This window comes from Campylobacter concisus (genome assembly GCF_902460535.1).
Taxonomy (GTDB): Bacteria; Campylobacterota; Campylobacteria; order Campylobacterales; family Campylobacteraceae; genus Campylobacter_A; species Campylobacter_A concisus_AS.
In genome coordinates this window covers 178,504-191,352 of record NZ_CABPTV010000008.1, presented here as the reverse complement: position 1 = coordinate 191,352, position 12,849 = coordinate 178,504, and the positions used below count along the sequence as shown (strand labels likewise).

Here is a 12,849-nt window from a genome sequence, read left to right as displayed (position 1 = left end):
ATTTGAATTTTTTGAACTATATATTCTAATATATAATGATGAAAACGAACTAACATTATCTTTTGATTTTAATGAAGCAAATAAAATTCCCTTACAAAATTTTATTGATTTTTGCAAGAAAATGGCAAATGCATTAAATACAAAGTTTTATTATTGCGGTTTAGAGCCTGCTCAGGATACTAGCACACAGTTTTTTACATACAATGGTGTAGGAAAAATAAACTGGTAAACAAAATAATGAAATCGAGTTTACGGAAATCTTAATTCTATTATGGGAAAATAAAAATGTATCAACTAAAAAAAATATTATTAGAAAGGCTATTTGAATTAGCTTCTACTGAGTATCAAAAAAATATATAGACAATGCTACTACTGATAAATATACTTGGGGTGATGAATTAGTAAATGAGATAATTAATCCATTAGAACTTATACAAAGGCCAGAAAATAAGTATTTATTTGATAATAATGAGCTCCTAGCTATAAAAGAATATAAAAATAAACTTGATACTATTTGTAAAAATAATAATACGGATACAGATTTATATGAAATGCCAGAAATTTGGAATAAGATAATTATAAGTTCTGTAAATTTACTAAATTTATTAGGTTATTCCATTAATGACTTTGATGAAGATGCGAACTTGATAGCTGAACATAAAGTTTAGTAATATAGTATTGGTAAAAATCAATAAATTTACTTCCTTGCATTTACTATTTCTAGGAAGGTGCTATATAAAACTAGATGAGGGTAAATTTTAAGCGATGACAAGCATTGATAGGCTAAATTTATACTTAAAGTGGTGGAAAAATAATAAAAATACGGCTGTAGAAATTATTAGGGATAGTGAAAAATGAGAGAACTTTATAAGATTTATTTAAAGGACAATGCGCAATTGGGGCAAATGTCAAAAACAATTCACTATTCTGGCAGCACTCTTTTGCCAAAGCCATTTGCACTAAGTATTGTCAAGTATAGTGACAATGAAGGATATTATTTGCTTTATTTTGACAAATTTGGAGAAGAGCAGGCAGATACGTATCATGAGACTTTAGAAGATGCCTTTGGGCAAGCAGAATTTGAATTTGGCGTAAAAAAAGATGAGTGGTTGATTGCATAGCAGCTAATGAAAATTAGTAGATTACTTGTTTAGCGAGTCACTTAAAAATTGAAGGACAAAAGTTATAGTTGGATGTGTAAAAATAAAAGAGAAGCGATAGTAATTGAAATTACATAAAAATATTTGTTCTTATAGTCCTTACGATGGCTTACGCAGTTGGTCACATCAGTGGCGGTCACTTCAACCCTGCTGTCTCAGTTGGCTTGCTAGTTGGCGGAAGATTTGATAAAAAAGACTTCGTGCCTTACGTCATCGCGCAAGTTATCGGAGCGATCGCAGCTGCTGGCGTGCTATATCTTATCGCTTCAGGCAAGGCTGGATTTGACGCTACTGCGAGCTGTTTTGCTAGTAACGGATATGGCGAGCACTCACCAAATGGCTACAATCTAGTCTCAGCGCTAGTTGCAGAGGTCGTTCTAACTGCGTTTTTCCTTATCATCATCCTAGGTGCGACTGATGAGCGTGCTCCAAAAGGCTTTGCACCGATCGCTATTGGCCTTGGCTTGACGCTGATACACCTTATCTCGATACCTATCACAAATACATCGGTTAATCCAGCTCGCTCAACTGGCGTTGCAATATTCCAAGGCACTTGGGCGTTAGAGCAGCTTTGGCTTTTCTGGGTTGCACCTATCATTGGAGCTATCATCGGAGCTATCATTTATAGGATCTTAGGCTGCACATGCGGCTGCAAAAGCGCAAAATAATCAATTTTTATGCTTCAAGGGGCGATTTTCGCCCTTTCTACTCTTTCAAATTTAAATAAGTAAAAAGAAATTTATAATGTATTTTGAGGGATCATCTAAGAAATTTAATTCTTAGATGAAAAGAGGATTTAGGCCTTTTTTGTCATCGCCCTAATAGGTATAACAAATATCGCTGCGATAAGGTAAAAAACGATACCAAAGACAGCTGCCATCATAAATATCTCGCCGATATCATAAAAGCTTGACTCAAGCCTAATGGTATCCACGTAATTTATCGCAAACCATAATGCTACGCCAAGAGCGATAGCAAAAACAAAAAATCCCCAAGAAAATAAAAAATTTAAAATCTTAGTCATCAACTTTTCTCCTTTTTGAGTTTATTTATCTACCTTAAATCCGCCGCCAAGTGCTCTATAAACTTCAACGGCGCTATCTACCTCATCAAGCTTAGCTGAGATATCTTGAAGCTTTGCTTGAAGCAAATTTCTCTGTGCATCAAGAAGCTCTAAGTGACCGATATAGCCAGCGTTATACTGATCTTTAGCAAGCGAATAAATTTTTTGCTGCGATTGTAGCAAATTTTTCACCTGATCCAAAGAGAGCTTTGCGTTTTGCCTTGATATAAGGGCATCTCTAACCTCACCAAGGGCTGATCTAACAGTCGCTTCATAAGTGACGGCCGCGATTTGCTCGTTTGTCTCAGCAACTCGGACATTGTTTTTTGTTCTGCCATAGTCAAAGATCTTCTGAACTAAAGAACCGCCTATGCTCCAAGTGTTGGCGTTTCCTACAAATATATTTTCAAAATCAACACTCGTAAAGCCTAAAAGCCCAGTGAGTGAGATCGTAGGGAAATAATCAGCCTTTGCCACGCCAACAAGAGCATTTGTAGCTTTTAGATCTGCTAGCGCCTTTGCCACGTCACTTCTTCTAAGTAAGACATCTGAGCTGATGCCAGCCTTTATCTCAGGCGAACTTGGTAAATTTTGCGCACTAGCAACGGCTCCTTTTAAAATTTCATCATTGCTCTTTCCAGTTAGGATGGCTAGCGAGGTTAGCGCTTGCGACTTTGAGTTTAGCACTGAAGTTAGGCTAGTCTTTGCCCTTTCTACTTCAGCTTTACTTTGCAGATAGGTCATCTCATTTATGCCACCAAGATCAAGCTGCGTCTTGCGAAGCGCTAGCGTATCTTCGTAGGTTTTTAGTGTCACTTTTAGCACCGCTTCTTGCATGTTTAGCGACACTAGAGCAAAGTAGCTTTTTGCCACACTTGAGCTAAGGCTTAGTCTGGCGCTATCGTAGTCAAATTTGCTAGCATTTAAGCTTTCATTAGCTGCAAGCACGCTATTTCGCACTCTACCCCAAAGGTCTATCTCGTAGTTTAGCCCTAAGTTTATGCTCGAGCTTCTATAGCGTGTTTGAGGCTGCCCAGTGTAAGTTTCACCACTGGTTTTTGCTTTGGTATAACTTACATTTAAATTTACCCCAGGGAGCAAGCTAGCCTCAGCAACACCAAGGCTTGCCTTTGCTTTTTCTAAATTTAAATATGCGATGCGTAAATTTGTATTTTTCTCAAGCGCACTTTCAACAAGAACATTCAAATTTTCATCGTGAAATTCTTTCCACCAAAGATCTCTTACATCGCTTGTCTCGAAAGTGTATGTTGAGGTAAAATTTGTATCCACATTTGGCATATCTGGGCGAAACGAGCAACCAGCCAAAAACGCCGCTGTTATAAGTATAAACGCCTTATTTTTCATCTTTTTTTGCTCCCTTTTTCCAGTATTTTTCATTTAAATTTTCAAGCAAATAGTAAAACATAGGCACGAAAAATATCGCTATCGTTGTTGATGCGATCATACCGCCAACCACGCCAGTTCCTAGTGAGTGGCGAGATGCAGCGCCTGCGCCTGTGCTTATAACCATCGGGAAAACGCCTAGAGTAAATGCGATCGAGGTCATTACTATAGGTCTAAAGCGAAGTTTGGCCGCATTTACAGCTGATTCAAATATGCTCTTTCCACTCTCGCGCTCTTGCATAGCAAATTCTACGATCAAAATGGCGTTCTTGGCAGCTAGACCGATGAGTAGCAAGAGTCCGATCTCAAAGTAGATATCATTTGTTAGCCCTCTTAACCAAACAGCTAGCAACGAGCCAAATACTGCAAACGGCACGGCAGTGATGACTGCAAGTGGGATGAGCCATCTTTCGTACTGCGCAGCAAGGATCAAAAAGACAAAGATCATACCAAAGATAAAGGCGACCGTGCCTGTTCCTTGAGAATTTACCTCTTGATACGCTGTTCCAGCCCAGCTTATAGCGTACTCATCACTACTTAGTGTGTCATTTACGACCTCTTGTATCGCTCTTATGGCATCGCCTGATGTGTAGCCAGGTTTTGGATCGCCCATGATCTTCGCCGCAGGGAAGAGGTTAAATCTATCAACGATATCAGGTCCGATCAATCTTGTGAGCGTCGCTACTGAATTTAGTGGCACCATGCCGCCATCTTTTGAGCGGACGAAAATTTTTCTTAGATCCTCGGGGTTGTTTCTAAAGTTATCGCTTGCTCTTGCATATACGCGGTATGATTTACCCGCAAGGTTGAAGTCGTTTATGTAGTAAGAGCCAAAGCTAGCTGCTATCGTGCTAAAAATTTCGCTCTCGCTTACGCCAAATAGCCTTGCCTTTTCTTTATCAACTGTTATCTTAAACTGGCGGTAGTTTGTCTCAAGCGTCGTTCTTACGCCAGTTAGCTCAGGTCTTGCGTTTGCAGCTGCAGTTACCTTTCTAGCATCCGCTTCTATCTCGTTGTAGCTCTTGCCGCTCTTATTTTGTAGATACATCTCAAAGCCGCCAGTCATTGATAGACCCATGATAGGTGGCACATTTATGACAAAAGTCATTGAGTTTTTTGAACCCCAAAGCATGCCATTAAACTGACCTACTAAGGCATCTGCACCGTCCGTTGCACCTTTTCTTTCATTCCAGTCTTTTAGCTTGACAAAGCTGATGGCTGAGTTTTCTCTAAGCGAGCTAGCTAGCATATCATAGCCTGCAAATCCCATGGTAAATTCGACATTTGGGTTGCTCAAAATGGCGTTACTAATAGATTTTACCTCTTCTTTGGTCTTTAGCATATTTGTTGAAGGTGGAAGCGAGGTGATAACTAACAAAGCGCCCTTATCTTCTGAAGGCACAAGCCCTTTTGGCACCTTTTGAAAAAGGCCATACGTCGCAAATCCCATTATGCCAATGACTATAAAGCTAATGATGACGTGTTTTAAAATTTTTGCCACGCCTGCTGTAAAGAGCCTAGTGCTAAAGTCAAAAAAGTCGTTAAATTTCTGAACTATCCAAAATGGCTTGTTCTCTTGTTTTTTAAGCATAACCGCACAAAGCGCTGGCGTAAGAGTAAGAGCGACAAAGCCTGAGATACAAACGGCGACAACAAGTGTTAGCGCAAACTGCTTTTGTATAACGCCGACAAAGCCCTCCATAAATGAAACTGGCACGAAAACCGCGCAAAGCACGAGCACGATAGAGATGACTGGGGTTTGTACCTCCTCCATCGCCTTAAACGTGGCGTATTTTACGCTTATCTCTTTATCTTCATGCAAAATTCTTTCAACGTTTTCTATAACTATGATCGCGTCATCTACGACGATACCGATGGCTAGGATCAGGGCAAAAAGTGTGATCAAATTTATACTAAAGCCCATAACATAAAGACCGCCAAATGTGCCTATGATAGATACTGGCACGGCAAGCATTGGTATGATGGTAGCTCTAAAGCTCTTTAAGAAAAAGTACATTACGATAAGAACTAGTACCATCGCTTCTATGAAAGTTTTTATAACTTCGTCTATTGAGACGGTGATAAATTCAGTTGGATTGTAAGCTATCGTGTGCTCTAGGCCAACTGGATAGGTTTTCTTTAGCTCTTCAAGCTTTGCTTTGACCGCTTCAGCAGTTGCTAGTGCGTTTGCGTCGTTTTGCAAAAATAGCAAAAGTGGCACTGCTGGCTTGCCATTTAGCATAGCTTCAGATGCGTAGCTAGCAGCTCCAAGCTCGACTGTGGCGACCTCTTTTAGCTTGACGACTGTGCCATCTTCACTTTTTATCAAAATTTCACCAAACTGCTTTGGATCTTTAAAACGTCCTTCAGAAACTACAGAATAGACATAAGGATTTTCACCTTTTGATGGCTGCTCGCCGATCTTGCCAGCGGCGTATTGTGAGTTTTGAATTTTTACTTGTGAGATGACGTCGCTTGGAGTTAGTTTAAACTGAGCAAGCTTGTCTGGCTTTAGCCAAATTCTCATCGAGTACTCTTTGTTGCCAATTAGCACTGTATCGCCGATACCATTTACCCTTTTGATCGCATCAGCGATATTTAAATTTACGTAGTTATATAGCTCAACTTGGTTCATATTTGGATTTGTAAAGCCAACTACTTGAAGGATCGAGCCACTTCTTTCGCGCACCGTTACACCCATGCTTTGCACCTCTTGAGGCAGTCTTGAAAGGGCAGCTTGTACGCGGTTATTTACATCTATCGTAGCTTGTTTTGATGATGAGCCGATCTTAAAATATACACTTATATTCATAGTACCTGCAGAGCTTGAGGTGCTTTGCATATAAAGCATATTTTCAACACCATTTATCTGATCTTCAATGGCATTTGCGACTGAGTCAGCGATAGTCTGCGCGTCAGCACCGCTATATGTCGCAGTTACAGAGACAGTAGGCGGAGTAAGACTTGGATACTCTTCTATTGGAAGCCCTTTGATACCCATAAAACCTGCTATAACTATGATGATAGATATAACAGTTGCAAATATCGGGCGGTTTATGAAAAATCTTGAAAACATCTATCTGCCTTTACTTGCTACTTGTAGCGTTTGCATCTTTGTTTAAGAAATTTGCGCTTAGGTCTTTGTCAGTTTCAACTGGTGCGCCAACTCCGATTTTAAGGAAGTTATTAACTATTATCTTATCGCCCTCTTCAAGACCCTCAGTCACTACGACCATATCTTTTGTTTGGTAGCTAGTTTTTACATTTTTTTGGCCTACTTTGCCATCTTTTACGACTAAAACATAAGTGTTTGTAGCGCTTTGCTGAAGGGCGACTTGTGGGATATTAAAGGCATTTTTTTGAACAAATCCACTCATCTTTATATGACCAAACGCACCTGGTAAAATTTTACCCTCGCTGTTATCAAAGCTAGCCTTTGCCAAAACGCTGCCAGTTGCGGTATTTACGACATTATCTATAAATGTCACTTTGCCAGTGAAATCTTCATTGTTTAAATTTAAAACAGCCTCGCTATTTAGTTGCTGCCAAGCGCCACTATCTAAATTTGCTTTTCTGCTTAGATTATCCACGTCTGCGATGTAAAAGTCAGCTTCGATTGGATTTATCTTAGTTAGTCTTACAAGCTGAGTTTGGCTTGCTATGACAAGTGAGCCAACATCTACTAGGTTATCGCCCACTACGCCGTCAAATGGAGCCACTATGCTTGTGTAGCCTAGATCTATTTTTGCACTTTTTAAATTCGCTTTTGCGCTTACTAAATTTGCATTTGCTATGTCGTAAGCTGCAACGGCTGCGTCGTAGTCTTTTTGAGAGACTGCATTTTTCTTATAAAGGGCGGAAATTCTTTTAAACTCAGTCTCAGCATTTTTTAAATTTGCATTTGCAACGCCGACAGCTGCATCAAGTGAGTCGTAGCTAGCTTGATATTTCTCTGGATCTATGAGAAATAGCTTCTCTCCAGCTTTTACCTTATCGCCTGGCTTAAAAAACTGCTTTATGATCGTGCCGCCAACCTTTGGATAGATGATGACATCTTGGTTGCTAGTAACCGTGGCTGTGTAGTCAAAGCTAATAGGCACATCCGCCTTTTTAGCCACAAATATATCAACATGAGATGTTGGCATCTGGCGGCCTGCAGCAGCCTTTTTGTCGCCACTTTCAAAGCAGCCAGAAAGCAAAAAAACGGCAGCTGAAAGCACAAGAAAACTTTTAAATTTCAACATAAAAACCTCTCTTAATTTTAAATTTTAATCCCAAGTTTAGTTTTGTAATTTTCATTACAAATTATAAAAGTCACTGACTATAACTAAATATAAATTAAAAGTCAATTCTACTTTTTAATGATGCCATTTAAAAATAGCTCCACGCACAAAGCAACGTGCTCTTCACGCTCTTTTTTGCTTAGTTTTGGCTCCTCGTTTAACATAAGCGAATCATAGTAGCAAAGCCCGATAACACATTGTTTAAAACACTTCGTGATAAATTTGGCTGGGAATTTTGGATTTAGCTGTGATTTTATCTCATTTCTTTCAAAGAAATTTATAAGCACAAGGTCGACCTTGTTTAAAATTTGATCTAAGAATGTCCTACCAAGTTTGCCGCCATTTTTAGGGCCCTCACTCATCATTATCCTGCCAAGTGAGATATTTTTCTTGGTGCAGATGATAGAAAAAATAATGGTTGCAAATTTGGTTAAAAACTCCTCCAAGCTGTGAGAAATTTTAAGATCTATCCTCTCATCGACCTCTTTTATAAGCGCATCTATCTCTTGCTCGATGATCGCTTGAAAAAGCCCCTCTTTGCTCTCAAAAAATGTGTAAATGCTAGCAAGTGAGCCGCCACTTATCGCCACGATATCGCTAAGGCTCGTCTTTTCGTAGCCATTTTTTAAAAATAGATCAAGTGCCGTTTTTACGATGAGTTCGTATCTTTTTTTGCCTTTTTCTGATATCGCCATTTTACTTCCCGCTAAATTTTCGCCATTTTATCATCTTTTAGGATAGATAAAAGTGCTCTGCCTTTGCACGCTGATAGCTGGCTCGTCAGTGGCGTAAGCTCTTATATTTATATGTTTTAAAAGATCTTTTTCGCTCGTGTTTTCATTTTTTGATCTTAGCGTGACGATGACCTTTTGTTTTGCGCCAGCTTTTAGCGTAAAAGGCTTATTTGGACGCGAAATTTCTATGCTTTTATCATCTATCTCAAAGAAAAATGTATGCTCTTTATTTTGGGTATTTTGCACTAAAAATACATAAGAATTTTCAACTTCACCTTGCTCTAAAACCTTGTAAAGCTCGCTAGTTCTATTGATATTTAGTAGCATATTTTCTTTCTTACCACTCATAAAAAAGCCAGCTGCAAGCACGCAAGAGAGGATGACAAGATAGGCCACCGTTCTAAAGCGTAAAATTTTGACCTTTTTTTGCTCTTTTATAGAATTTATACTTCTCCACTCTATAAGCGAGCTCTCGTTAAAGTGCCCCATCACCTTGCTGCACGCGTCATGGCATTCAAGGCAGTTTATGCACTCAAGCTGCATACCCTTTCTTATATCTATATGCGTTGGGCATATCCTCACGCAGGCTTCGCACCCAGTACAAAGCGCGCCTGCTTCTTTTGGCTTTTTAAATTTCTCTTTGCCATCATATATGACGCCGCCTCGTTTTTGATTATATATAACTTGTATCGTGTCGCTATCAAACATAACTGACTGCACCCTCGCATACGGGCAGACATAGACGCAGAAATTTTCTTTTAAAATGACCACGTCATAGACTAGCCAAGCCGCTATGCCAAGCCAAAATGCAAGTAAAATTTTATGTTCGCTTGGCTCGCTTATATAGGCTAAAAACTCAAATGGCGGCACAAAAAACCACATAAAATTTGCAGCTATGATAAGGGCTAAAACGCACCAAATTCCAACTGCTAATGCACGCTTAAAAATTTGACCTTGTGGCTCATTTTGTTTGTTTTGGATATTTTTTCTGATCTTTAAAATTTTAGTCTGCAAAAGGTCACGAAAGACCGCTCTAAAAATGGTCTGCGGACAGCTCCAACCGCACCAGACGCGCCCTGCAAGCGTCGTTAGAAAAAATATAGTCAAAAACAAAGTGATAAACAAAAACGGCATCAAATACAGCTCTTGCATATCAAATTTTGTAAAAAATAGATCAACCCTGCTCTTATCAAAGCTCAGCAAAAATAGCTGCGCGTCATTTATCCTGATAAATGGCAAAATAAATACAAATAACGTGATACAGGCAAAAAAAATGTAACGCCTCTTGGCGTAGGTAAAATTTAAATTTTTAGACATAATAAACCTTTTTTAAAATTTTGTTGATTATAGGCTTTGGGGTATTAAAAGTGCATTAAATAAATTTGCCTAAAAGCTTAAATTTATGAAAGTTAAATTATACTCACGGCTTATTTTAATCTGAAAGGTGGTGAGGACGTTGCCTGGTATTAAGGTACATCCTAACGAGTCATTTGACGAGGGTTACAGGAAGTTTAAAAAACAAACTGACCGTAATTTAGTCGTTACTGAAGCAAGAGCTAGACGCTTTTTTGAGCCTAAAACTGAGATCCGCAAGAAACAAAAAATTGCAGCTCGCAAGAAAATGCTTAAACGTCTTTATATGCTTAGACGCTACGAGTCAAGACTCTAAAACCAAGACAAAGAGGGCTTTGCTCTCTTTGTTTAACTCTTCTTTTAGCCTTATTTTTTTATAATCAAAGCAATTTTTTTATTTTATTTTAAACGGAAATCCGATGCAAAAGCTAGCTGTAAATGAAGCTGCAGAAATTTTAGGCATAACAAAAGAAGCAGTCTATAATAGAATCCGCCGAGGCTCGTTAAAAACGGTCATTGAAAATGGCACAAAATTTGTCATCCTTGACGAGGAGCCAAGTAGCGAAAAACCCACAAAAACCGCCCCAAAAAGCACAAAAACTAAATCCCAAAACGACGAGTTTGTAAGCTATTTGTTAAATGAGCTAAATGAGCTAAAGAGCTTAAATTTAAACTTACAAGCCGATAAAGATAGGCTTTTTAAAGAAAAAGAGCAGATGCTCATCGAGCGCAAAAATGAAATTTTGCAAATTTACAAGGACAGGGACGAGAAGCTCATGCAGTTTCTAAATGCTATGCAAAGACCACTTTTAGCACCTAAAAATGAAAGTGCCGCAAGCGAAGTGGCGATAGATGCGCAGATAGAGGACGAGTCAAAATGGATAAATTTAAGCGAATATCTAAAGGAGTTAAATTTAAAGCCAAAAGCGACAAAAAAGATCAGTGAAAAGATAATAAAAGCGATACATCACTCCAAATTTATCAAATTTAAACGCGGCGTGATACTTGTTAGAAGACATAAAAATTTAAAAGAGTTGATAGGAGAGATATGAAACACATTAAAAAGATAGCAACTTATGCTGCGGTTGGGGGATTTGGTGCCATTATAATGGCTGGACTTGCAGGTTGTGGGAGCGACGATGGCGGCAATGAAAATGCACTAAACGAAGTTGCGCAAAAAAACGGAGCCTTTGTCATCATCGAAGAGAGCGCGCCTGGCGTTTATAAAATCTTAGAAGAGTATCCAAGCACCGAAACTAGGGTCGTGCTAAAAGATATGAACGGCACTGAGCGTGTGCTAAGCAAAGATGAGATCGACAAGCTTCTAGCTCAAGCAAACGCAAAGATCGACAACAACACTTCAAATTTGACAAGAACTAGCGACGCACAGCTAAGTAGTGGCGGTCTAAGCCTTGGCGAGACGATCCTTGCCTCAGCAGCTGGCGCGATACTTGGTAGCTGGATAGGCAGTAAGCTCTTTGGCAACCAAAATTTCCAAGCAAATCGCCAAAGCACATATAAAAATCCAAGTGCCTACACAAGAAGTGTGGATAGCTTTAACAAGCAAAAAGCGGCAAATTCTGCTGCAAGAAGCAGCGGTGGCAAGAGTGGATTTTTCGGTGGTGGCTCAAAGTCAAGCTCTGGCTCATCAAGCTTTGGAGGCTGAAAATGATAAATTTAAGAAAAATCACCCCATTAAATAACGAATTTATGGAAAAAATCGGCTTTGCATGGCACACAGATAACGACAACAGCTCGTATATCGCAGATGAGATCGTGCAAGTAAGCGAAAAAGAGGCAAATGCCTACTATGAGGCTGCAAATGAGCTATATGATATGTATGTAAATGCCGCTCAGCACGTGATCGACAACAATCTTTTTCACGAGATAGGCATACCATTTAACCTTGTTGATATCATAAAAAATAGCTGGGAAAATGACGTTCATTGGCACCTTTACGGCAGGTTTGACCTAGCTGGAGGGCTTGATGGTAAGCCTATAAAGCTCATTGAGTTTAACGCCGACACGCCAACGGCAGTTTTTGAGACGGCGATCATCCAGTGGGCTATGCTAAAGCTAAATCACATGGACGAAGCAGCCCAGTTTAACGACCTTTACGAGTCGCTAAAGCAAAATTTCAAACGCCTTATCACGCTTGGCGACGAGGATGCGGACTTTGATGAGCTTTACGAGGGCTGGGGGATACTATTTAGCAGCATCGCAGGTAGTATCGAGGACGAGCAAACCGTAAAACTACTGCAATACATCGCAAAAGAGGCTGGTTTTGTAACAGACTTTGCCTACGTTGATGAGGTCGTTTTTGACGATAATGAGGGCATTTTTAAAGGCGATGAAAATTTCGAGTACTGGTTCAAGCTTGTCCCTTGGGAGAGCATAGCGATCGATGAGGGCGAGCTGGCTTTGATACTTTCAAACATCGTAAAAAATCAAAAAGCTATCATCATAAATCCAGCCTACACGCTGCTTTTCCAAAGTAAAGGGATCTTAAAAATCCTTTGGGATCTATATCCTAATCACCCGCTCTTGCTTGAGACTTCAAATGAGCCACTAAAAGGCAAAAAATATGTGAAAAAGCCGGTATTTGGCAGAGAAGGTGCAAACGTCTCGATATACGATGAAAACGGCGCACAAATAGCAAGCAGTGATGGCGAATACGACTCAAACAAAGCCATCTATCAAGAATTTTACGAGTTTAACCAAGATGAGAGGGGCGAGAGCTACCAAGCAGGGGTATTTTACGCTTATGAGGCGTGCGCACTTGGATATAGAAAAGGCGGTAAAATTTTAAATAACTACTCTAAATTTGTAGGACATTTTATTAAGGATTAAAG

The 12,849-nt window shown here is 39.5% G+C and carries 13 protein-coding genes; 7 read left to right on the top strand and 6 right to left on the bottom strand.

The window, feature by feature from the left end; genetic code table 11:
• The 3 genes from FZ945_RS10065 to aqpZ form a co-directional block, all read left to right on the top strand.
• The coding region (locus tag FZ945_RS10065; RefSeq protein WP_222862621.1) for a Cdi1I family immunity protein at positions 1 to 229 on the top strand (229 nt) is incomplete at its 5' end.
• 625 nt (positions 230 to 854) lie between these two features.
• Positions 855 to 1,121, top strand: a complete 267-nt coding sequence (locus FZ945_RS08190; protein ID WP_148803814.1) for a hypothetical protein — start codon at positions 855 to 857, stop codon at positions 1,119 to 1,121.
• Between the two features lie 113 nt (positions 1,122 to 1,234).
• Positions 1,235 to 1,828, top strand: coding sequence for an aquaporin Z (gene aqpZ, locus FZ945_RS08185; protein ID WP_316246205.1), 594 nt, complete (start codon positions 1,235 to 1,237; stop codon positions 1,826 to 1,828).
• Between the two features lie 128 nt (positions 1,829 to 1,956).
• Here the strand turns inward: aqpZ and FZ945_RS08180 are convergent, their stop codons facing one another.
• The 6 genes from FZ945_RS08180 to ccoG form a co-directional block, all read right to left on the bottom strand.
• Complete coding sequence (locus tag FZ945_RS08180) at positions 1,957 to 2,184, bottom strand: hypothetical protein (protein ID WP_004318043.1); 228 nt, start codon at positions 2,182 to 2,184, stop codon at positions 1,957 to 1,959.
• A gap of 21 nt (positions 2,185 to 2,205) precedes the next feature.
• Positions 2,206 to 3,588 (bottom strand): efflux transporter outer membrane subunit, encoded by a 1,383-nt coding sequence (locus FZ945_RS08175; protein WP_148803812.1) that lies wholly within the window; start codon positions 3,586 to 3,588, stop codon positions 2,206 to 2,208.
• Positions 3,578 to 6,703: an efflux RND transporter permease subunit gene (locus FZ945_RS08170; RefSeq protein WP_148803810.1), complete on the bottom strand. Its 3,126-nt coding sequence runs from the start codon at positions 6,701 to 6,703 to the stop codon at positions 3,578 to 3,580. Before FZ945_RS08170 ends, FZ945_RS08175 begins: the two co-directional genes overlap by 11 nt.
• 10 nt (positions 6,704 to 6,713) lie before the next feature.
• Positions 6,714 to 7,871 (bottom strand): efflux RND transporter periplasmic adaptor subunit, encoded by a 1,158-nt coding sequence (locus FZ945_RS08165; protein WP_148803808.1) that lies wholly within the window; start codon positions 7,869 to 7,871, stop codon positions 6,714 to 6,716.
• Positions 7,872 to 7,978: 107 nt separating this feature from the next.
• A complete protein-coding gene (locus FZ945_RS08160; protein ID WP_148803806.1) occupies positions 7,979 to 8,605 on the bottom strand; it encodes a TetR/AcrR family transcriptional regulator in 627 nt (208 codons plus the stop codon).
• A 30-nt stretch (positions 8,606 to 8,635) separates the two neighbouring features.
• Positions 8,636 to 9,961, bottom strand: a complete 1,326-nt coding sequence (gene ccoG / locus FZ945_RS08155) for a cytochrome c oxidase accessory protein CcoG (protein ID WP_148803804.1) — start codon at positions 9,959 to 9,961, stop codon at positions 8,636 to 8,638.
• A gap of 139 nt (positions 9,962 to 10,100) precedes the next feature.
• On the opposite strand from ccoG, the gene rpsU reads away from it, so the two are divergent.
• The 4 genes from rpsU to FZ945_RS08135 all read left to right on the top strand — a co-directional run bounded on the left by rpsU (position 10,101) and on the right by FZ945_RS08135 (position 12,847).
• On the top strand, positions 10,101 to 10,313 hold the full coding sequence (gene rpsU, locus FZ945_RS08150) for a 30S ribosomal protein S21 (protein WP_009294994.1): 213 nt from the start codon (positions 10,101 to 10,103) through the stop codon (positions 10,311 to 10,313).
• A gap of 103 nt (positions 10,314 to 10,416) precedes the next feature.
• Complete coding sequence (locus FZ945_RS08145; protein ID WP_004317981.1) at positions 10,417 to 11,049, top strand: transcriptional regulator; 633 nt, start codon at positions 10,417 to 10,419, stop codon at positions 11,047 to 11,049.
• Positions 11,046 to 11,663: a UPF0323 family lipoprotein gene (locus FZ945_RS08140; RefSeq protein WP_103581498.1), complete on the top strand. Its 618-nt coding sequence runs from the start codon at positions 11,046 to 11,048 to the stop codon at positions 11,661 to 11,663. The genes FZ945_RS08145 and FZ945_RS08140 overlap by 4 nt, the downstream gene beginning before the upstream one ends.
• 2 nt (positions 11,664 to 11,665) lie before the next feature.
• Positions 11,666 to 12,847, top strand: a complete 1,182-nt coding sequence (locus tag FZ945_RS08135) for a glutathionylspermidine synthase family protein (protein WP_103581497.1) — start codon at positions 11,666 to 11,668, stop codon at positions 12,845 to 12,847.
• Positions 12,848 to 12,849: the final 2 nt, after the last annotated feature.

Bases quoted from the DNA above. Each gene is read 5' to 3' on its own strand.
- FZ945_RS08180 (WP_004318043.1), bottom strand. From the start codon at position 2,184: ATGACTAAGATTTTAAATTTTTTATTTTCTTGGGGATTTTTTGTTTTT.
- FZ945_RS08140 (WP_103581498.1), top strand. From the start codon at position 11,046: ATGAAACACATTAAAAAGATAGCAACTTATGCTGCGGTTGGGGGATTT.
- FZ945_RS08145 (WP_004317981.1), top strand. From the start codon at position 10,417: ATGCAAAAGCTAGCTGTAAATGAAGCTGCAGAAATTTTAGGCATAACA.
- FZ945_RS08135 (WP_103581497.1), top strand. From the start codon at position 11,666: ATGATAAATTTAAGAAAAATCACCCCATTAAATAACGAATTTATGGAA.
- FZ945_RS08160 (WP_148803806.1), bottom strand. From the start codon at position 8,605: ATGGCGATATCAGAAAAAGGCAAAAAAAGATACGAACTCATCGTAAAA.
- FZ945_RS08165 (WP_148803808.1), bottom strand. From the start codon at position 7,871: ATGTTGAAATTTAAAAGTTTTCTTGTGCTTTCAGCTGCCGTTTTTTTG.
- FZ945_RS08190 (WP_148803814.1), top strand. From the start codon at position 855: ATGAGAGAACTTTATAAGATTTATTTAAAGGACAATGCGCAATTGGGG.
- FZ945_RS08175 (WP_148803812.1), bottom strand. From the start codon at position 3,588: ATGAAAAATAAGGCGTTTATACTTATAACAGCGGCGTTTTTGGCTGGT.
- ccoG (WP_148803804.1), bottom strand. From the start codon at position 9,961: ATGTCTAAAAATTTAAATTTTACCTACGCCAAGAGGCGTTACATTTTT.
- FZ945_RS08170 (WP_148803810.1), bottom strand. From the start codon at position 6,703: ATGTTTTCAAGATTTTTCATAAACCGCCCGATATTTGCAACTGTTATA.